Below are 19,123 nucleotides of genomic sequence, written 5' to 3' on the forward strand. Positions count from 1 at the left end.
TGAATATGAAAATACATATTCACAGGCAAGTTAAGTGTCTACGAAACTGGGGGAATATCACATATATAATTGGACACGGTGTTATGGGCATTTTACATGTTTTCGTTTATCCCAAGTCTCTGAAGGGCGGGGGGACAAATATCATTGAGAGATTAGTTCTAATCTCGGGGAAAAGGTTAATACCAAAGATAATTGGAAATAACCACAAGTGCGATTAACCAAGTGATGCCAATAACGACAGCAGCCTTCCGACTAGGAGGTAACACCGCTTTAGATTGTTGTGCTATCGCTATATATTCCTGCCATAAGCCTATGGGTATTAACTTCGTTATAAAATAAATCCCTAAAGGCACTAATATAATATCGTCTACGTATCCCAATACTGGGATAAAGTCTGGAATAAGATCTATGGGGCTTAGTGCATACCCAAGTACCGCTGCAATTAATATCTTCACCCACCATTTAGTCCGTCGATCTTTGCTGGCGATATAGAGTGCTTGCGGTTTTTCTAGCATATTTTTTGCGAAGCGTTTTATAATGTTGCAGAGTTTAGAAAACTTTAATTGCATCACGCGGTTAAATCACTTTCTGAAAAATGTGTAGCGTTTTAATCATTATCGAATGCTCAAACTACTGAATTGTTATTAGAGCCAATGACAGTTGTACGTGTCAGAATTTTGATTGATGATGTTCATTGACATCAGCCCCAGAAGGTTTTATAGAGTATCAAGCAGGGCTAATCCCCCTACAGATAAAGCTGAAATACTTAGGATTAATACCATAGCCGCTAGCATGTCTTTAACATGGCCTATATTGGAATGATATTCAGGGTGAATATGATCAATAAGCGCTTCAAGCGCCGAATTGATTAGTTCGCTAGCGATAATTAAACCTATACAGATGCTGATTAATGCCCACCATATATACGCCACCTGTACGACTGCAAATACCAAGATAGTAACCGAACCTATTAATACGTGACGACGCATATTTGCTTCGTGACGTATGGCATAGCTAAGGCCATTTATTGCAAATCCTAGCTTTTGATAAAAAGGTCTATTCTTCATTCCCGCTGGGGCTTGTTTTAGCTGGCTGTCCTTCATTAAACACTCCTTATTTTATTCAATCTCTAATGTCTAAAACGTCGTTGAAAACTCGACTCCGTAACTGCGATTTTTCGCATAGGGAGTTATCTGCATCCCATTGTAAGGAGTGGTGAAATAAAGGCTAGTTAAAGCACCAATGGCCGCACCAGCTAGTACATCTATCGTATAGTGTTGCTTCGATTCCACGCGAGTCCAGCCGACATAAGTTGCGGCAGCGAACGCTGGTAAGCCATATTTCCAGCCATAACGCTGCTCTATAAAGGTAGCGCTTTGAAATGCAATCGCCGCATGACCAGATGGAAATGAGGTGTATGAATCTTCAATTGGTCTTTTTTTACGGACAGTGACTTTGAGCAATTGAGTGACTAGTGTCGTACTTAAAATCGATTTATAGAATTCGTTGCGACCTTGCTCATCTTCTAAATAAAACGTAGAGCTATAAGCTAACAGGGGCAAAGCGAGTAAGCCTATGTCCCCAGATTTTTCGACGTTGCCTTTTACTGCATTAGCAAACATTGATATGCAACATAAAACCGCAGCCAACGTTAGTCTTATTGCCTGTATCTTAAAATTCATTCTAATCCTTAATAGATTTTGCGCATTTATCTAGGCCCAAAGCAGCCTTAAATATAGATTTTAACGGAATAGGATTAAGAGAAACTTAAACTAGGTATAATGATTGATTGGTTTTGGGCAGATTGCCTCTAGACGGTGATAATTTGAATGAAATGTTATTATCAAAGTGTGAAACGTGTTTTAAAAAATATACTATGGTTGTTTTTTGCTTGATAGCGTTAGAAAATAAGCGACTGCGAGAATATGTATTTTCCTCATCTTCAAACTCACCTCCAAATGTGTAACTAAAAAATATGGCTGTGAGCTTGGTTAACGAGTATTTATAGCGAAATTGGAATGCAGCTTCAGAAAATGCGAAATTATCAGGCTTATTTAAAGCTTGTCTATGACCCGTTCGGTCAATCAGATTATTGCTTATCCCCACCGCGTCACCTGCGACTAATTCAAATCTCAGCCGCACTTCATGCGATTCTAAAAAACGATAGTTCATTCGAAGATCTAGCGCTATCTCATCGAATTTAAATTCGTCAACAAAATTTTCCTCCGCCCAGTTAAGCCAACTTTCAGATTGATACTGGCTGAGAGCTATTTCTGAATAAATTTCATCAAAAATATTTGTTTTTAGCGCTAGTTCGACCACATGAAATCGACCTGACCAATTTTCCAAACCAAATACTAATTCGCCTTCAAATTGTCCAAATTCGTACTCTTTAGACTCATAGACAACTTCAGCACTCCAACTACGATCGAGTAACGTTGAATAATAATCACGAGTCAAGTTGTCGTCTTTACCAGCAGTTAACCATTCAAAACCCAGCTCTATAGAAGCATCATTTTCAATTGACAGTTGTGATGATAGGCCCAGTTGAAATGGGAGGTTTTCATTATCAAAATTTGTTTTGGCTTCAATTTCGGTACTAATTATCATATTTTTAATAAATGAAGAGTTTATTTTCGGAATTAAAAAGGAATATTCATACTCCAATTGCTTTCTATTGACTCGCTTGACATAGCCTATATCGTTAATATCAAGACTTGGTTCGTACACAAAAAAGTTGAATTCATGAAGGTGTACGTCATTTTTTTCATAACTACTTTGTAGCCAAAAACCGTAACCGTTTGTATCGTTTGAGTGTTGAACCAATGATTCAACACCTCCTAAACTGATTTCGAAATTATCAGATATCGAAAGGAAATAATCTACACCTAGCACTTTCGATTGTCGGTTTAAACTAGGCGTATTGACGAAATTGGCACTTAATCCCAAAGTGCCTGAATCAGTATTAAATTTTGCTCTGGTAGCAGCAAAATCCCTTCCAAAAGCAATGTCATTATTTTCTTCAGATGCGAGTAATATGGAATAAGAGGCATCGTTGCCAGATATGCTATATCTGGTCGCTGCAATAATGTCACGAGATTCGACATCTTCATACACCGACGCTCCGCCTATTCTAGGGGTGTGAACTAAAAATAAGCTTTCGGAACCACTGACATCAAACAGTGTTTGATTTCGAGTGAAAAAAGGTCTTTGCTCATTGAAAAACTGTTCTATTGCAGAGAAGTTGACTACCAATTCGTTTGATTCAACTTGACCAAAATCGGGATGAATCGTTATATCGATATACTCATTTTGACTGCGTTGCCAAAAGATATCCCCACCAAAATTATGTTGCGTCTTGTCGATTAATAGTGAGTGATTCAAAGAATAATATGGGAATATCTCCACATTGGATATTTTTGGTATTTTGACATCGATGCTTTTTAAGTTGTCAAAAAAACTGGTGTAATTTGTATATGATGGAGCACTAGAAATTATTTTCTGAGCATTATTACCGTGTTTACTGACGAGAAATTGGACTCTCTGAAGACTACTGTGTGATTTGAACGGAAAGTTTCGCCAGGGTATTTTTCCCGTCACTTCCCAATGATTTTCACTTGTTTGAACTTGGTAATCCCATTGACCATCCCAATCAAGTGTAAGGCCCGCACTATCGTTATAAATACCATCAAAATATACATTCTGATGGTTGATACCAAATACATAGGCGTTTCGAGAGTTTGAGTTTGGGATAATATATATACGAATATGCTCATTTTCGAATACATTGTCATTTTCTTGAGCGCGGTACACATACTCTTCAGGTTTGATTATTTTGATCTTGAAATTAATCGCGTCTTTATCAGTGGAATATTCAAAAGAAAGTACGTTTTCGTTAACCTCTAGGGTTCTCGGCTCTACCACAAAAAATTGAGTTAATTTGTTTTGGGGGTTTGCATTAACTCTTGATGATACTGAAAGAAGAATAGTGATAGCGGTAATCGCCCAAACGTATACACCCAAAAGTCTATTCGTTGAAGACGACGAACATTGATAAGTCGTTAATTCAGAAAGTGACATGGAACACTTTTGCTTACAATTCAATATGTTTCATATTAAATTGTAAGCACGGTGAAATACAGAAATATAGTTAGTAATTTGTTGTTTGGAAGCGCTAGTGTCTCTTCAATACGGTTGATAATGCGCGATAAATTAATGGCGTCACAATTGTTACGATGGGTATCTGAACCAGTAATCCAGCTATGATAGCGATTGCGAGAGGCTGCTGCATAGCGGAACCTTGCCCAAGAGCTAACGCCAATGGAAGTAATGCTAAAATAGCAGCAACTGTTGTCATCGTTATTGGCCGTAAACGATTCAATCCAGCGTCTAATAAGGCATTTTGTTGCTTCAGCCCTTGCTGGCAAAGCGCTTGATATTCAGAAAAGTAGAAGATCGAAACCTCCGTTACTATACCTAATATCATGGTCATACCCATTATGGCAGTAATGTTAAGTTCTATCCCTGTAAGCCATAAACCAACAAATACAGAGGGCATGGCTAAAAGAGGGGATACAATAATCGCGATCGCAATAGCAAAATCTTCATATAAAAAAAGCAGCAGTAAGAAAACCAAAGCAAGGGCAGAAATGAAAACTTGTATAAGTCCTTTGAACGCAATTTGTTGCTGCTTATATAATCCGCCGAGTTCATAGTATTGATCATTAGTCAGTAGTCCTGATTGCGTTATTTGGGATTTAATTTCAGCGATGGTCGAACCGAGGTCTCTGCCCGTAATCCTCGCAGTAACGGGAACCATACGTTTCAGATTGTCGCGACTAATTTGCACCTGACCTGTGGCTAATGTGACCTTCGCAATTCGTTTTAACGGAAATTGATGACCATCGCTTGCTTGTATCCAAATGTTCTCGATTGAATCAATATTTCTTCTATTTTTGGCGGGTATCCATAAACGGACATCAATCAGTTTTAATCCTTGTTGTACCTGAGTCGTTATATCACCAGAGAACCAAGTATTGAGTTGTTGTGTAATATACTGCGGGTCAACACCTTCTAAGGCGGCTTTATCTCGATCTACTGTTATATTGATGGCATCTCCAGATGGAACAAGTCCATCTTTAATATCAACAACGCCGGTTATATTGCTGATAAGTCTCGCAATTTCTGGTGCGGTATTAAGTAGAGCCTGCTGATCATCGCCATACAATTTTATTTCTATGGGCTGAGGTACAGCGGTTAAATCTCCGATTAAATCCTCCATTAACAATGCCATTTCCACTTCAACCCCAGGAACATTGAGTTCAATATCGGTACGAAGGTCATCCATAATGACTTGAATATTAGGCCGTGGAAAACCTGTTAACCTAATAAAAAAATCGCCTTCGTTTGCTTCAGTTAATCCGCCTCCTAACTGCAAGCCGGTTCTGCGGGAATAAGTATCCACATTTGGATTCTGTTGAATTATTTGTTCAATTTGTTGCAGTAACCTGTCGGTTTCGGCGAGCGATGTACTTGCAGGAGCGACATAGTCGAGTATAAAACCTCCTTCATCCATCTGGGGCATGAAACCAGAACCAACTTGATGATATGAATAATACCCGACGAATATAATGGGCAATACCCCAACTAATACTAGCCAAGGCTTTAAAAACATCCTATTCATTATTTTTTTATAAAGGCTTAATATAGCCTTAAATATTTTCCCATTATCCTCTTTCTCTGCGTCCTTTTGAGTGAGTAGGTGCTCAGCAATTAGGGGCACGGCGAGCCAAGCAAGCAAAAATGAAATAACTAAGCTACTTGCCATTGTCATAGAAAGGGCTTTAAAGAATGCTCCCGTTACTCCAGAAAGAAACGCTAGTGGTGCAAAAATGATAACGGTTGCAGCGGAAGAGCCAGTTAATGGCTTAGTAAATTCAATTGCAGCTTTACGTACAGTTAACGCCGTATTGCCTTTGTTCTCACGTAAGCGTCTGACGACGTGTTCAATCATGACAATGGCATCATCGACGATCAAACCTACAGCGGCGGCCATACCACCAAGCGTCATAATATTAAAACTCATGTTGAGTAGTGTTAATAGCAGAACGGTAGTAGCCAGTACAGCAGGGACGATAACAATGGCAATTAAAGTGATTTTCACACTGCGTAAAAACACCAATAATACTAAAGCTGCTAATACAATTCCGATTGCAATTGCATCTCGAACACTTTTACCCGCTTCGGTTATAAGTTCGCTCTGATCGTACCAATTAGACAAAGTAATATCTTTGGGTAACTTGTCACGAAAGTTGGCAATTTTACCTTTAATATCATCGACGATCTGGACTGAATTACCGGCAGGTTGTTGATATATTTGGAATAAAACAGCATTTTTCCCATCAGCAGTAACATTTGTCCATTGCGGTGATGTTGTTACATCAATTTCGGCCACATCGCTAAGTCGAACAAGACCATCGTCAGCACTTCTTATAACTGTGTCTTTTAAGGTTTGTAATGACTGAATACGTGTATCTGAGAGCATTAGAAACAACTTATAATGCTCTTCCAATCGTCCCACAGCTTGCAATGTATTACTGGCGGTAATTACCTGTGCGACATCTGCAAACGTTAAGGTGAGCGCAGCGAGCTTCTCTGGAGAAATTAAAATTCGGTATTCAGTCTTTTCACCTCCGACTACAACGACTTTAGCAACACCGTTTATTGATGACAGTAATGGGATGAGTTGAAATTCCCCAATATCTCGCAACGCAACAAGTGATTCGGTAGAAGATGTTAAACTGTAGGCTGTCACAGGGAACACGGTTGGATCCATTCGCCTGACACTGAATTTTGTCCCCAGCGGGAGTTCCGGAAGAATTTGATTCAGGGCGGAATCTACTAATAACATCGCTGATACCATATCATCGCCCCAAGCAAAGTTAATCGAAATTTCAGCGCTGCCTCGGCTCGTTGTGGAGCGCAAATTAACCACACCAGGCACAGAACGAACGGTTTGTTCAATTTTGCGGGTTACCATAATTGCCATTTGATCAGCAGGTCGGTCACCAGCTTCCACTGACACAACAACGCGTGGAAAGTCGACATGTGGAAAGAGTGCTACGGGTAATTTGCTAGCTGCTAATAAACCTGACAACGCCAGTAGCAGTACAAGGAACAAAATAGATCGTCTATGTTTCGCCGCCCAGTGAGCCAAATCCATTATTTCGCGTCCCTAGTGAGCATACCGTCCTCAAGAATATAATTTCCGAGAATAACAACTTTTTCACCTGCGTTTATATCCCCTGATATTGCAATTAAATTGCTTTGCTCACTCCCTTTTTTTATATAAATTTTATGGGCTATTTTATCTTTTAACGTAAAAATGAAGTAGCCATTGGCATCATTTAAGATTGCAGTATTAGGCACCGCAAGAGACTTATAAATTGCCAAGTTAAAATTGGCAACGATTGACGTGCCTAACACTAAATTTTTTGCGTGGGAAATAGGAATATCAATCAAGGCATCAATTAAGCGCGTACTTGGATTTACCATGGCGTTGATCACCGTTATATTGCTGTTAACGTGAACACTGTCATCAAAAACAGGCGTGATTGTTACGCTTGTATTCGGCTCAATTCGATTGATATCCTCGGGTTCAATGCCAACACGTGCCACTATGTGATTTTCAGAGGCTATTAACATTGCATTGTCATTGGGTTGGACTCGTTGACCTTGGACCAAATTTAGTTGGGTAACAATCCCGTCAATTGGTGAAAATAATATCTCTTGAGGTTGATCACTATTTCTTTCTAATAACGCATTTAGTGTACTTTGGTTGTCGTTTAAGTTTTTAGTCGCATTTTCAACGTCTGCTTTAGTCGCTAGCTTCTCCTCAAACATTCTTTTACTGCGTTTTAATTGCTGTAAAGCATATTCCACTGCATTGGTTGCTTGAAGGTATTGCATCTTGGCTTCTGGTGAGAGAATAATTTCAGCTAACTGTTCGCCCTTTTTGACGCGTTGCCCTGATTGTATCCATACCTGACCGACAGTTCCGGAGGATGATAAGGATAGCGTTAGTACTTTATCCGGCCGAGGTTGCAATATTCCATATGCTATAACGTGCTCATTCATATCAACGGAGGTAATGTTGGTCGTCATGACTGCTGCTGAAGGTTGTTCTGCCCCCATTGCGGATAGGTTGCTGATTAAAAAAAACAGGATAATAGTCGGTATTGTTGAAGTCACTGAATTCGCCTTAAGTATGAGAATAAAATTTAATGCTGGTAAATAAAGTTAATTTTTGTGGCTTGCTCTTTAGCAGCTTCATTTGACCGCATTAACAGCAACGATAAGCTAAGCTGTGTCCGCCATTTACTGCGTTTTAAATCGAATAACTCTAATCTCTTCGCGAACCAAGTCGATTCTGCGGTTATAAAAGGAAGGGGGGCTAAATCACCCTGAGAATAGGCTTTTTCGGCATTTGAAAGTAGGTTTTCCATTGTGGATAGATTTTCAGAAAATCGAGCTTGCTGAACACTGAGAATTGAATTTAATTGGATTAGTTCACTAACGTTTGTATAGGCTTGCTGTAAGCGAGTCCGATACTCTTCTGCTAATTGCTTACGAGAAGTTTGAGCAATTAAAATGTTACCTTTATTACCATTAAATAATGGCAAAGTAATGCCAATATTAAATCCGTTTGTTCTTAGATCACCAGTGTCTTTGCTTGTTGATATTCCTAAATTAAATGCTGGAAATTGAGCGAGAATAGCTGCACGAAGATTTGCCTCTTGCGCAGCATAACCTGCCTGTAGAGCCAGTAAATCTGGGCGGACTTTATCAATATCCAATAGATATGATGTTATTTCGTCGGCACTCATTTCAAGTGGAACATCGAAATCAATGAGGGGAAAACGTGATGTTGTGTCTATTCCTAACAGTTGTTGAAGTTGGTGTGCATATTGATTGGACTCTTGCTGTAAAAGACTCGATTGGCTGTAAGCATCCAACAAAATGGATAAATCAGTAGCATTCGTTTCCAATGTTACATTGCCCTCTATCATACCGGCTTTTGATTGTTGGTAACGCCGCTCATATGTCGCAATCATATCCGCCGTTAGAGCCAGTTTTTTCTGAGTGTAATATAAATCAACAGATAATATTTTTGCTTGAAGTGAGACTTGCCATGCTTGCCACAGCAACACTAATTTTGCTTGTTTGCTTTGGCGATCACCAACATCAACTAAACTTTGGTGGGTAATGAGAGCATTCAAGTCATATCCAATACCGGTTGACCAAGCATTAACTGCACCTAATGAATTACCGAGAGGGTTGTCCATAGATGCGCTTATCTGAGGATCGGGTAGAAGCGTTAAATTATAGGCGGAAGCTTGTGCAACTCGATATTGTTCATAATTGACTTTTAAAATAGGACTATTGAAAAGGGCCAAACTCGCAATATCATCTAAGGATAGACCGTCTTCTAGGCTGATAAAGTGTGGCATGAAAGCCGGGGAGTGATTGGCTTGGTCGACCAACGTCGCTAAATTTACTGGTATGTGTCTTTCCGGTAAAGGTTGTTCAATATAAGTAGCGCAACCTGTTAACGTAAAATATGCAGGTATAAATATGGAAAATATGCAGATTTTAGAACGCAACGTAGAATGACTAAATTCAAATATATGCTTCATCTGCTAACTCTAATATTAAAATTAAAAACACGTTTTTTTTTACATAATAATTCATCACTCAGATACATATTACCGCCCAGGTTATAAGGGCAAGTAAAATACTTACCGTAACCGCAGCTGACCCAAGATCTTTTGCCAATCCAGACAATGTGTTCATCTCCAGCCCTATTCTGTCAACAATGACTTCTATAGCAGTATTTAATATCTCGCATAATATAACGAAGAGTATGACGCTGATTAAAATTGTTTGCTCTATTAGAGAGACGTTTAATAAAAAAGTAATAGGGATCGCGATTACTAAGGCAAGGCATTCTTGTCTAAACGCAGACTCGTTTATGAATAGCCAAATTAATGCTCTAAGCGAATTTTTTGATGCTAAGTAAATACGCTTAAATCCTCGGGGTTTTGCATTAGCGTCGAAAAGGGTATTAGTTTGACTATCATTCAGCATATGAGGTGTTTCCATGTTGTTCTAAAGGATTCGTTTTACACGTATTAAAAACATCTTTTTGTGGAATATAAGCTGTTGTTTTCACCGCAGTGACTCCTAACAAGGTATCGAAAAAATTGTCATGCGATAACGCTGATTCGGCTTTATGTTGAATGCAGGTTATATCGAATTGATTATTGTTAGGGGCTTGCCAATAAAGCATAGGGATATGAGTTTGTTCCTTCGGGGCAAATACATATGGTAAGCCATGTAGGAAAAAGCCATTTTCACCTAAGGACTCACCATGATCAGATACAAATAACATTGACGAATCAATATCATTATTACTGGATAGTGCTTCTAATCGGTCGATTATTTGTTTTAAAATAAAATCTGTATATAAAATTGTATTGTCATAAGTGTTTATAAGTTCTGCGCTAGAACAATTTTGTATGTCGCTACGTTGACAGTCAGGAATAAATTTACGGTGTTGTTTTGGATAACGTTTAAAGTAGGTTGGCCCATGAGAACCAATCATATGGAGTACGATAAGCGTATTTTCAGCGTGTAAATTTCTAAGTTTGTTGTCTAGAGGCTCAAGTAATTTTTGGTCGAAGCAATACTCGCCATCACAAAGGGGATCCGATTCGTCAACATCTATTGACACGGATTCCACTCGTTTACATACGCCTTTGCAACCACCATTATTATTATCTATCCACACCACTTCAACGCCTGAAAGATTAATAATATCGAGTACATTTTGCTGGGAGTCGGCAACATGCTTATCGTAATTTTCTTTATCCAATCGTGAAAACATGCAAGGTACGGAAACTGCGGTGGCGGTGCCACAAGAAGCAACATTCGAAAACGATATTATATTCGTGCCCTTGGTGTGTTCGTTGGTGGGTGATTCATAGCCATTTAAAGCGAAATTTTTTGCTCGAGCCGTTTCTCCTAATACCATCACTGTAACTTTTTGGTTGCTATTTACTAATTTGAACGTTGGCTTTATGTCGAGCAAACGAAACTCACGAGAAGTATTGTTTAGTGAGCGTTTCATATACTTAAATGATGCTTCATAAAGCTTAAATGGAGTAAGGTAAGAAGTAAGTTCTCTATTATTTCTACCTACGGAGGCAAAATTAACGTAAAAAAAGCTAATTAATATACTCAGTATTACTAAGCAACTGGTGATGAGACGAGCACGAGAAAGTAACTCAGACACGAGTGTTTTTCTTACCACCTTTATTTTGTATATCAATATTGAAGGAAATAAGCCAAGTACTAAAAAAAATATTAAGGAATACAAATTAAAATAAGAAAATGCTTCAGCAGAGTCCGTCTCTACAGTATTTTGTACCATGCCATAATCAAATATAATTCCGTAATGAAATGTAGCGTAAAATAAAATGGAAGAAAGTAGTATTGTAAATATTAAAAATGGCTTTAATAGATATTTAGTTGAAAAAACAGAATTTAATATAATGGTCATACAAAACAAAACTATAGGAACCGATATAAGAAAATATATACTGTATATATCGTTTGAAGTTACGGCGGTCAAAACTTTTGTGTAAAATGGAATGTTAAAAAACAACGCGATATATGCAGATGTTAAAAATATAATGGTATTTACTGACAGATTTATCTTTGGTAGGGATTTTAATGTGAGCATTATAGCGATTCTCTAGAAGGAATGTTTTGTGGTAATGCGTATCTCAACGCCATTTACGTTGACGTCGGTAGATATCGGCTTCACTAAATCAACATGAATTACTTGAGCGTCACTTGAGTGGGTAGAATAAAATCTAGCTCCTAAGCCAACAGATGTGAGTAGGGATTTATTAATATTAGGAATCTGAGTGTCACCAAATGCTTTTCCAGCATCAAAGAATGCTGCGCCTCCTAACTCAAAAAGTTTGTAAATATTAATATGTGGGTAGTATCGTACTTCAGCGGTAAATTGAGCGGTTCTTTCACCATGCTGATATTGTAGTGGATATCCCCTAACACCTGAATCGTCACCAAGCTCGACAGGACGGTCTAAAAATTGATTTTTGCTAAATATGTTAATATTCTTGAAGTAAGCTCCCCAGCTATCATTTATTTTTTGAAAATATTCAGTCGAAAAACTTAATAAGTATCTGTCGTTCCCTATACTGTCTGAATAACTTTCACCTTCGTATTTAGTATCTATAAAAAGATATCCACTATTGAATACTTGAAATCCTTTTGTCGCAGACAGACTGAAAATAAGGTCCGGAGATTGATGGTTTTTAGAAAAGTCTCTACCGATTAAAGTTGAGATGTGCCAACCAAGGTTGAAATCCTCGATTTGGTTTATAAGGTTGAAGTTTGTTAATTTTCGATAATCTTTTTGCAGATATTCAGCGAGTAAAAATGGGTAATTGTAATCTCGATCCTGTGGTATAAAGTTGGTTTGGATAAAGTTAGGGAGAATTACATCTGTAAATATATGTTTTTCTGTTGTATATCCCACTCCATAACGAAAAGTGGTGGTGTTGGAGTCACTTAGTAACCACTTCCATTGGATTGTTTTAAGGGATTTTTCATGATTATATTCAGCTACAGTAAGACCATTTTGAAACTGTGAATCAATCTGCCTGAAGTTATCGAATCCAATTTTGTATGCTTGTTTTGTATCAAAACTAACAAAATTTTTGTTTAAGAAAATAGCTTCTGAATTACCATCATCGTTACTGGTTAAGCGAACGCTAGCAGTGATGTTTTTATTTAAAAATAACGGAAAACTAGTATCAAATTTATAACCGGTTCGTTGGTTATTACTGAAGTATTCAACTTCAGAATCAATTCCTAGGCCGAAAAGATTTCTGTCTTTTATACCGATCGAATATTTGTTAACCCCTCCTTTTCGACCAAAATCTACGGTGGGCATCAATGACCAATTGTCCCAAGTTTCGACTTTAACACGGTCGTTTTTATCCTGACTTACAATAGCTTCACGAATATACTTTTGTTGTCTAAGGTGTCGTTCTAATTCTGCAATGTCATCTGATTGAACTTGACATTTACTAAGGAAAAAAGCGCTTTCATTTTGAAGCGTTATTTCTTTAGTCTTAATATGAAAAAAATTAGCCCAGTGATGAAGAAATATGCTGTTCGGATCATCTAGATTAAAAATATCGTGAATTAAAAAATCTACATTATTAGTTTCATCACACTCGTTTAACACACCTTGGGATTGTGCCGAAGAAGCGCTTTGATAATACATTGTTAAAAATATTAATAAATAAGTTTTAGAGGTCATACAGGCACCATGTTTAAGTGTCTGTATTCTATTTTTTTATTCTTAAGTGCCCCTTACTTCAAACTGAATTTCTACTGAAGTTTTGCTTAGTTTTTACCAATGTTATCGATATGATTGGGAGGTGTACTTGAATATTGAAATATAATTAGATTGGGTGGGAGACTTAATCGTGAATTTTTATTTTACTGACTTTAAGTATAAATAGGCTTGGAATCTATTATAAAAAATATCTAGCTCATTGGCTGGGAAGATTAGGAAGCTCTATTTTAAATATTATATGATTATTCTCCACATCAACGTCAATTCTCCCCCCTAATGCATTTATGAAGGTGCTGACGATTGATAAGCCTAGCCCAAAGTTATGAGTACTTGTTCTCGAGTTATCTTTTTGCCATAGGGGTTCAAAAATAAAATTTAAATCATCTTTACTTAATATTTCTGAGCAAAGATTAGTCACGCTGATGTAGAGACTATTTTCAGCGACGCATTCAACCTTTATATTGCTGCCAACTGGGCTGTGCGTATGGGCATTTTTTAGTAGATTTTGCATGATAGTTTCAAAAGCAAACAAATTACTTGTTACTAATGTTTCTGGCTCGCAAACCAATTTAACTCTAGGGCAATGAACCACTAATCGATTGAGAACCTGTAAAACATCAAATACATCATTTTGTTCAAAGTTATCATTACTATAACGATGGAATAGTAAAATATTGGCAACTATTTTTTCTAAACGCTGGCTTAACTCAAGAACATTGGGCGTGAATGTCGCTGTTAACTCTTTATCATTAGGAAATCTAAGTGTGACCTCCGCGAGGTTGATCAGTTCGGCGATAGGCGTTTTTAATTCATGAGCAATGTCTGATGTTAATCTTTTTTCCTTTAAGTATAATTTTCTATTTTCGGTAATAAATGTGTTGATACTATTCTGTATAGGAACTAATTCCTCGACCTTATGTGTTAATTCAACATCTGCTGTTTTTTCAGCTAATCTAATCTTCTTTATGTTACGTGAGAATTCCTCTAAGGGTTGGAGTCCGGCGTTAACTGTGGTCTTAACCAATGTTCTTACGATAAACGCTACGGCGAAAGCAGCGATTAAGAAACTAATATCAATTAACCACATTAGAAAGTTAAGCTTTTCCGTGGAAACCGCATAGGCGATTAACATTGGTTCTTGTTTTGATGTTGTTTTTTCTAAATAAGCTTGAAAATCCACTCTATCATCAGAATCTATTTGTGGTAAAAATTTGTAATAAATGATCTGACCATCCCTGCCATCCGGCAATATGATGTCTTTTGATATTTTTTTTCCGATTTTCAATTCTTCATAATTGAATGACGTTGTTGAAAATAGTCCTAGGGTTTCTGAACGCTCAAAAATTTTTTTATTTCGCCACAATTGATAATATTCGAGATCACCAGCTCCTTCAAACTCTGGCATAAACTCACCAGCGAAATCAAACTCAACACCCTCTGAGTCTTCATCCACTAGTGTGGTAAGTAGGTTTATTTTATTGTCTGTCGCTCGATTAAACTCATAGTGCACCCAATTATCTACTGCAATATCCGTTAACAATAAAATTGCTATTGTTACTAAAGTTATGGAAATGGAAAGAGAGCGGACTAATTTTCGATGTATCGATGTGGTTTTCATGTGTGTACCAAGTAACCAAACCCACGTTTGGTTTTAATTGGTAATTCACATCCTGCAACTTTAGCTTTTTTTCTAGCTGAAGATAAATGGGCTTCGATAGAATTTTTTGATACTGCATCATATTGCCCAGCAATATGTTCACTAAGCTTTTCTGGTGTAACGATCGTATTTTGGTTAGTAAATATGCATTCAACTATCTTGTATTCATTAGGTGTTAAATCTATGAATTTTTGGTTGAATTTTAGCGTTTTCAACTGCATATCAAGCGTTAAACCACCGAGTTCAATTTTATCTATATCTTTACGTAGCGTTCCTCTGCGTAACAACGATAATAAACGAGCGTGGAGTTCTTCGAATGAAAAGGGTTTGGTTAGATAGTCGTCAGCACCACTAAGCAAGCCTTTAACTCGGTCTTCTGGTTCGCTTTTAGCGGATAAAAGCAATACTCGGGTATCTTTTTGGCTATACCTAAGAGTTTTAAGCAGAGTCAAGCCGTCAATACTTGGCAGCATAATATCCAAAATAATTACATCATATTCCCCTGTGAGAGCCATAGTCAGACCTTCGGAACCATCGGCCGTATCATCTACGGTAAATCCTAAGTTTTGTAACCCAATGGTGAGACTTCTTCTAAGTGATGCAGAATCTTCAACGAGTAGAACTTTCATAACAACCTAGGTTAAACGATTTATAGATATTGTGAACATGCTTACTTAAGAACTGCCTAAGGAATACTGAATTTTTTCCAATTCACTTAAATTTCAGGATATCTTAGGTAAATCTTAAGTATTTATTAGTAACATAATTTTCAGTTTTTATGAAAATATGTATTTGGGCTTAAATATGAATCTGCTGCCAGTTCACGTTAGTGCTGTTATTCCTGCAAAAAATGAAGCTGAAAATATTGAGCCTTTGGTCAGCGAAATTATAGAGCAATTTGGATCTCGGAATGATTTTGAGATTATTTATGTAGATGATGGTAGTACCGATTCGACAGCAGATAAAGTATTACTCCTGAGCCTAAAATACCCAGGTATTGTGAGGTTAGTACAGCACGATTTTTCTGTTGGGCAAAGTACCGCAATACATTCTGGTGTATCTCTTGCGAAAGGTGAGCTTATAGTCACGCTTGATGCGGACGGCCAGAACGATCCTGTAGATATGTTAGCGTTAATTAATAAAGGTGAGTCTTTTGAAAAGGGGGCTGACTATTGTGTTGCCGGTTATAGGAGAATGCGAAAAGATACCCAGTGGAAACGATTGCAATCCCGTATCGCCAATAAAATTCGCTCGCGCCTGTTGAACGATAATACGCCTGATACTGGCTGTGGGTTAAAAGTTTTCCCTAAACATACTTTTCTTAAATTACCCTATTTTGATCATATGCATCGTTTCCTACCCGCGCTGATTAAGCGTCAAGGTGGTGTGATTGTTGTTATGGAAGTGAGTCATCGCAATCGTCAATTCGGGCAGTCGAAGTACGGTATGTGGGGGCGGTTGTCGGCCGGTATAATAGATATGCTTGGCGTTATTTGGCTGCAACGCAGAGCAAAGCTACCTAATATTAGCGAAATTTACCCTAATGAATAAAACCTTTAACAATAAGTGGTACAAACATGGAGTCGGTACGATTTCATTCTGTATCGTCATTGGATTACTGCTTACTAATCTTGATATCTTTTCGTCGTTCAATGAAACATGGGTAGATCGAGATATTAGAAACGCAGGGATTATAGGCTGGATCTATTTTTTGGGGATTGGAGTAGTTGCAACAGCATGTGGGGCACCTCGCCAAGTTGTCGCTTTTTTAGGTGGGTATGCATTCGGTGCAATAAGCGGTACGTTACTCGCAACTTTAGCTGCGACTATGGGCTGCGCTATTACTTTTTATATATCGAAATGTGTAATTAAACCACTTGTGCAGCGTAAATTTAATTATCAATCGAAACAGGCAGACAATTTTCTTCGTTATGCGCCCACTCGTAAAACGATCATTATTAGATTGTTACCCTTCGGAAGTAACGTACTAACAAATATAATTGCAGGAAGTACCAACGTTAGCCCTAAAGCTTTTTTTGTTGGGTCAACGATCGGTTACTTGCCACAAATGTTGATTTTTTCATTATTAGGGAAGGGCATATTAGTTGGTTCCGAATGGAAAATTTTGTTTAGTACGCTCTTATTTTTGTTTTCGAGTTACTTAAGCTTTTTACTATACAAAAAATATCGATTTAATTTGAAGGAAAATGAATGTCGAACAGAATCAGTAGATAAAACTGCATCGACACCAACCCGCTCAAGTATTTTCTAATGGTAAATTTATCAACTATAGACAGACCATTTCAAATCGAAAATATAGAGCGTCTATTTATATCGTGTTGGCCTTTGTTAATTTCAGCTATAGCATTAGTATTTGTTGGGATGGGGCTGCGTGATCCATGGCCTGCTGATGAACCTCGATTTGCCTTAATCGCAAAAGAAATGGTAGAAACGGGTCAATGGTTTTTCCCCGCGAGGGCGCAAGAACTTTATCCTGATAAACCACCCATTTTTATGTGGTCGATTGCATTGTGTTACTGGGTCTCAGGTTCTCTGCGTTTTTCTTTTCTATTACCATCTGCCTTGTCCGCATTACTTACTATTTTTCTCGTCTATGATATTGGAAAACGGCTTTGGACTAAAAAAATAGGGCTTATTGCTGGTTGGTTATTGTTGTTTAGTTTCCAATTTCTTTTGCAGGCAAAAACGGCTCAGATCGACGCAATGGTCTGTGCTTGGATTACGCTTGGCTGCTACGGTTTGCTACGCTTCTGTTTGGTCGATAGGGAATATAAATGGTATGCCCTTGCTTGGTTTTTTATGGGCATTGGCGTGATCACTAAAGGGGTCGGATTTTTACCTTTATTAATGTTGATACCCTTTGGCATTTTAAGATTTAAATCGAAAGTAGGCTCTCATATTGCGCCCACTTCCTTATGGACTTGGTTTTCGGGTGTTTTCATTATGCTAGGCGCGATAGGACTGTGGTTTATCCCTATGTTATTGATCGTGGCGCAATCTGATAATCCTAGTTTTGAGCTATATCGTGACAATATTTTATTGAAGCAAACGGTCACCCGCTATGCTGATTCTTGGCATCATATAAAACCTGCTTGGTATTATGTTACAGCAGTGATCCCCATTTTCTGGTTACCACTAAGTTTAATGCTTCCTTGGTTAGTTAAACCATGGATTGCAGCATTTAGAGAATGTGACCCACGTATTATTTTACCGGTAGGTTGGGTGGTCTTAGTGATTATATTCTTTAGTTTGAGTCCAGGTAAACGAGGAGTCTACATCTTGCCAGCTCTTCCAATGCTGGTGCTTGCAATAGCTCCTTATTACCAAGCTATTTTGAACATAAAATTACTGAAAACACTGTTGTTCGTGATGTGCTTGATATTTAGTATAGGATTAACGCTGGTAGCGATTCTTGGGTTACTGGATGTCAATGCGATTACTAAGTTAACGAGTAAAATAGATGTCGAGCCTTGGTATCTATTCTTAAGCATTGGCTTAAGCAGCTTATTTGGTATTATGGCCTTGGTTCGGTTTTCAAAATGGTTTGCGTGGCCGTTGTTTTTTAGTGCTCTGTGGTTGGTGTATAGCACTTATGGATATGTGTTGAGAAATAATATTAGTACGCCAATAAGTATATATGAGCAGACAAAACGCCACATAGATCAGAACGCTGAAATTGCCCTTGTTTCTTTTTCTGAGCAATTCATTCTATTTTCACCCTATCGCATTTATCATTTTGGTTATCATACCGCTTTGGGGCCGCAGCTCGAAGCTGCATATCAATGGTTATCGAGTGATAATCGATTTGTATTAATTGAAGATGAGCAGATTAATGCGGACTGTTTTGATACTACTGACGTTTTCGATCTAGGTTTTGCGCATAGACGTCATTGGATCCTTTTACCTTATTCTGCAAAACGGTCAGATTGTTCTTATGGACATTCCGAAGTAGAAATATTTACCTATGAAGCTAAGCGCTAACTCGAACG

General features: G+C 37.9%; 15 protein-coding genes. 3 read left to right on the forward strand and 12 right to left on the reverse strand.

Going from position 1 to position 19,123, the window contains the following annotated elements:
- Nucleotides 1-176: 176 nt before the first annotated feature.
- The 12 genes from AAC000_RS22250 to AAC000_RS22305 form a co-directional block, all read right to left on the reverse strand.
- The gene (locus AAC000_RS22250) at nucleotides 177-515 is read right to left on the reverse strand and encodes a YkvA family protein (RefSeq protein ID WP_339726012.1); all 339 of its coding nucleotides are present in this window, start codon (nucleotides 513-515) and stop codon (nucleotides 177-179) included.
- Between the two features lie 201 nt (nucleotides 516-716).
- A complete protein-coding gene (locus tag AAC000_RS22255; RefSeq protein ID WP_335671387.1) occupies nucleotides 717-1,103 on the reverse strand; it encodes a diacylglycerol kinase in 387 nt (128 codons plus the stop codon).
- Nucleotides 1,104-1,136: 33 nt separating this feature from the next.
- Nucleotides 1,137-1,682 carry a phosphatase PAP2 family protein gene (locus tag AAC000_RS22260; RefSeq protein ID WP_339726016.1) on the reverse strand — a complete coding sequence of 182 codons (546 nt, stop codon included), beginning with the start codon at nucleotides 1,680-1,682 and terminating at the stop codon, nucleotides 1,137-1,139.
- A gap of 85 nt (nucleotides 1,683-1,767) precedes the next feature.
- Complete coding sequence (locus AAC000_RS22265; RefSeq protein ID WP_339726017.1) at nucleotides 1,768-4,080, reverse strand: DUF5916 domain-containing protein; 2,313 nt, start codon at nucleotides 4,078-4,080, stop codon at nucleotides 1,768-1,770.
- 94 nt (nucleotides 4,081-4,174) lie between these two features.
- Nucleotides 4,175-7,222, reverse strand: coding sequence for an efflux RND transporter permease subunit (locus tag AAC000_RS22270; RefSeq protein WP_339726019.1), 3,048 nt, complete (start codon nucleotides 7,220-7,222; stop codon nucleotides 4,175-4,177).
- The gene (locus AAC000_RS22275; protein ID WP_339726021.1) at nucleotides 7,222-8,250 is read right to left on the reverse strand and encodes an efflux RND transporter periplasmic adaptor subunit; all 1,029 of its coding nucleotides are present in this window, start codon (nucleotides 8,248-8,250) and stop codon (nucleotides 7,222-7,224) included. Before AAC000_RS22275 ends, AAC000_RS22270 begins: the two co-directional genes overlap by 1 nt.
- Nucleotides 8,251-8,279: 29 nt before the next feature.
- Nucleotides 8,280-9,695, reverse strand: a complete 1,416-nt coding sequence (locus tag AAC000_RS22280) for a TolC family protein (RefSeq protein WP_339726022.1) — start codon at nucleotides 9,693-9,695, stop codon at nucleotides 8,280-8,282.
- A gap of 58 nt (nucleotides 9,696-9,753) precedes the next feature.
- The gene (locus AAC000_RS22285) at nucleotides 9,754-10,161 is read right to left on the reverse strand and encodes a diacylglycerol kinase (protein ID WP_306305703.1); all 408 of its coding nucleotides are present in this window, start codon (nucleotides 10,159-10,161) and stop codon (nucleotides 9,754-9,756) included.
- The gene (locus AAC000_RS22290) at nucleotides 10,136-11,803 is read right to left on the reverse strand and encodes a phosphoethanolamine--lipid A transferase (protein WP_007105818.1); all 1,668 of its coding nucleotides are present in this window, start codon (nucleotides 11,801-11,803) and stop codon (nucleotides 10,136-10,138) included. Before AAC000_RS22290 ends, AAC000_RS22285 begins: the two co-directional genes overlap by 26 nt.
- A 12-nt stretch (nucleotides 11,804-11,815) precedes the next feature.
- On the reverse strand, nucleotides 11,816-13,417 hold the full coding sequence (locus AAC000_RS22295) for a hypothetical protein (protein ID WP_339726029.1): 1,602 nt from the start codon (nucleotides 13,415-13,417) through the stop codon (nucleotides 11,816-11,818).
- A 235-nt stretch (nucleotides 13,418-13,652) separates the two neighbouring features.
- Complete coding sequence (locus AAC000_RS22300; protein ID WP_339726031.1) at nucleotides 13,653-15,074, reverse strand: ATP-binding protein; 1,422 nt, start codon at nucleotides 15,072-15,074, stop codon at nucleotides 13,653-13,655.
- A complete protein-coding gene (locus AAC000_RS22305; RefSeq protein WP_339726033.1) occupies nucleotides 15,071-15,742 on the reverse strand; it encodes a response regulator transcription factor in 672 nt (223 codons plus the stop codon). Before AAC000_RS22305 ends, AAC000_RS22300 begins: the two co-directional genes overlap by 4 nt.
- Before the next feature lie 175 nt (nucleotides 15,743-15,917).
- On the opposite strand from AAC000_RS22305, the gene AAC000_RS22310 reads away from it, so the two are divergent.
- Genes AAC000_RS22310 through AAC000_RS22320 form a run of 3 tightly spaced genes read left to right on the forward strand, consistent with a single transcriptional unit; the run spans nucleotide 15,918 to nucleotide 19,115 of the window.
- Entirely contained in the window at nucleotides 15,918-16,664 is a 747-nt protein-coding gene (locus AAC000_RS22310; RefSeq protein WP_040515767.1) for a glycosyltransferase family 2 protein, read from the forward strand.
- Nucleotides 16,657-17,385, forward strand: a complete 729-nt coding sequence (locus AAC000_RS22315) for a VTT domain-containing protein (protein WP_007107335.1) — start codon at nucleotides 16,657-16,659, stop codon at nucleotides 17,383-17,385. Before AAC000_RS22310 ends, AAC000_RS22315 begins: the two co-directional genes overlap by 8 nt.
- Nucleotides 17,385-19,115 (forward strand): glycosyltransferase family 39 protein, encoded by a 1,731-nt coding sequence (locus tag AAC000_RS22320; RefSeq protein ID WP_339726036.1) that lies wholly within the window; start codon nucleotides 17,385-17,387, stop codon nucleotides 19,113-19,115. Before AAC000_RS22315 ends, AAC000_RS22320 begins: the two co-directional genes overlap by 1 nt.
- Nucleotides 19,116-19,123: the final 8 nt, after the last annotated feature.

The sequence above is a fragment of the uncultured Paraglaciecola sp. genome (genome assembly GCF_963977085.1).
Taxonomy (GTDB): Bacteria; Pseudomonadota; Gammaproteobacteria; order Enterobacterales; family Alteromonadaceae; genus Paraglaciecola.

Coding starts and splice junctions, on each gene's coding strand:
- AAC000_RS22270 (WP_339726019.1), bottom strand. CDS start 7,222: ATGGATTTGGCTCACTGGGCGGCGAAACATAGACGATCTATTTTGTTC.
- AAC000_RS22260 (WP_339726016.1), bottom strand. CDS start 1,682: ATGAATTTTAAGATACAGGCAATAAGACTAACGTTGGCTGCGGTTTTA.
- AAC000_RS22255 (WP_335671387.1), bottom strand. CDS start 1,103: ATGAAGGACAGCCAGCTAAAACAAGCCCCAGCGGGAATGAAGAATAGA.
- AAC000_RS22305 (WP_339726033.1), bottom strand. CDS start 15,742: ATGAAAGTTCTACTCGTTGAAGATTCTGCATCACTTAGAAGAAGTCTC.
- AAC000_RS22250 (WP_339726012.1), bottom strand. CDS start 515: ATGCTAGAAAAACCGCAAGCACTCTATATCGCCAGCAAAGATCGACGG.
- AAC000_RS22285 (WP_306305703.1), bottom strand. CDS start 10,161: ATGGAAACACCTCATATGCTGAATGATAGTCAAACTAATACCCTTTTC.
- AAC000_RS22290 (WP_007105818.1), bottom strand. CDS start 11,803: ATGCTCACATTAAAATCCCTACCAAAGATAAATCTGTCAGTAAATACC.
- AAC000_RS22265 (WP_339726017.1), bottom strand. CDS start 4,080: ATGTCACTTTCTGAATTAACGACTTATCAATGTTCGTCGTCTTCAACG.
- AAC000_RS22280 (WP_339726022.1), bottom strand. CDS start 9,695: ATGAAGCATATATTTGAATTTAGTCATTCTACGTTGCGTTCTAAAATC.
- AAC000_RS22315 (WP_007107335.1), top strand. CDS start 16,657: ATGAATAAAACCTTTAACAATAAGTGGTACAAACATGGAGTCGGTACG.
- AAC000_RS22320 (WP_339726036.1), top strand. CDS start 17,385: ATGGTAAATTTATCAACTATAGACAGACCATTTCAAATCGAAAATATA.
- AAC000_RS22310 (WP_040515767.1), top strand. CDS start 15,918: ATGAATCTGCTGCCAGTTCACGTTAGTGCTGTTATTCCTGCAAAAAAT.
- AAC000_RS22300 (WP_339726031.1), bottom strand. CDS start 15,074: ATGAAAACCACATCGATACATCGAAAATTAGTCCGCTCTCTTTCCATT.
- AAC000_RS22295 (WP_339726029.1), bottom strand. CDS start 13,417: ATGACCTCTAAAACTTATTTATTAATATTTTTAACAATGTATTATCAA.